General features: G+C 42.0%; 2 protein-coding genes. Both read right to left on the bottom strand.

Annotation, left to right across the window (positions count from 1 at the left end; genetic code table 11):
• On the bottom strand, positions 1-152 hold a 152-nt coding region (locus tag WB217_RS05345), incomplete at its 3' end, for a TetR/AcrR family transcriptional regulator (RefSeq protein ID WP_423991357.1).
• 311 nt (positions 153-463) lie between these two features.
• The coding region (locus WB217_RS05340) for a PDZ domain-containing protein (protein ID WP_423991355.1) at positions 464-1,678 on the bottom strand (1,215 nt) is incomplete at its 5' end.

The raw sequence follows: 1,678 nt of genomic DNA, 5'->3' as shown, positions 1-1,678 counted from the left end.
TGATAATAAAGGGCACCATGACTGTAATCTAGTTCTTTTGCTATTTGTCTCATAGATACATGCTGATAGCCCTTTTTCACAAATAGGTCTCTTGCGGCTTCCAAAATCATTTCTCTTGTTAGTTCTTGTTGGACAATTTTTCTTGGCGACATGAATACCTCCTTATTGACCACTGTTCAATTCGAATTATATTTCATAAATTTTCCATTGTCAACTATAAAAAAGGAATACAACAATCCTGATTCTTTGTCCTTTTGTTCAGTAAGCTGAACCGATTGTAAAATATAAAGACAAATCACTCTTCAACTAAATTGCTTCGTTTAAGTGTAAAGCTTCACAATCTGTAATATAAAAAGTCCTTCGAGATAATTATCTCAAAGGACTAACAAGCTTTCCAAAGAATTTTGCCAATATATCCAACTAAGTCTGACAAATTTCCAATTAATTTTGAAAACCTACAACATTAAACCACTGCGCTGTCCCACTTCTTCTCATCCAGTACGAACAGAATCCCAAGTTCGTGGTGATCGCCTTCGTACAATGCCCTCTGCACGAAACGGATTTGTCCGTTTGTGTCTAGGACTTCGAGTTTACAATGTGCCCGGTTTCGCGAAAGTGATTCATAAAAGGTCTTTTCATCATGGACTGCTGTCCCGTTTACCTTTGTGACTAATTCGCCTACTCCTAGGGCCATTTTATCTGCAGGTGATTGTGGAATGATGCCGAGGATCATGACACCATGATTCTTTTTCGAAAAATAGAACGGCCTGTTGTCTTCCTGTATCCTCTGGCTTAACGTTAATGCTTCACGTCCAATGATCGCGAGCGCGGCAGCAGCGATTGACACTATCGGGTACCAGTAGCCTGCTGCGGCAACAAGTGTAATTAAGGTTCCAAGACCAATCACCCGGCTGCCTAATTGATGTACCGCCTCTATCGGCAGCATGCCCTGGATTTGCTGATGCATCCCGATCGCAAACGGTACAAGCAGCAACGAATATGTATTATCGCCTATCGTAAACACCGGCCACCATTCGAACGGCATTGACAGCACATCGCCCGGAATTAGGAGAAATACCGGGATCATCCATAACCGTTTTACTTCATGAACACCAACTGTTTGGCCTCGTTTACTCTTTATTAACTTTGGTGATGTTCCCTTTTTACCGTTTCGTAAAATCAGCACACCTTCACCGATCGTCAATAATGCTAATACAATTGCAATTGATGGATAGATTTTCTCATCGAGGCTAGCAAATGAATCGCCTATAAGCGGAATGTTTATATTTTTACCAGATAAAAAGATCAAGGTAAAAAAAGCTGCGCCAATCGTATAAGCAGGTGCCAGCAGCCTGATTTCAGTTGTCAGGCTAAGCAGCAGCGTGAACGCGGCTACTAAAAGGATCGCTGCAAATGGAATCGGAATGCCAGCAGCTACAGTAACGACCGAAATGATAAGTCCAATCAGCAGTCCTAGTGGAAACAGCTGCCTAAGTTCAAAATAAGCATCCTTCGCCCTTACAGTGAAATTTTTCCGCTCCCGCTTCACTCTCGATAATCCAAGGAACGCTGCTAAAAATATAGATAAATAGAACACAGGGTGAAGCAGAAGCCTACCCGACCCTTTTAGAAGTTCAATGAACCAATCTTGTGCCACCCCTATGTCACCAGCCTTTAA

Origin of the sequence: Mesobacillus sp., from assembly GCF_049588175.1 — a bacterium.
GTDB lineage: Bacteria > Bacillota > Bacilli > Bacillales > Cytobacillaceae > Mesobacillus.
Note: the sequence above shows the minus strand (reverse complement) of the source record. Positions and strands in the feature narration are given on the sequence as shown.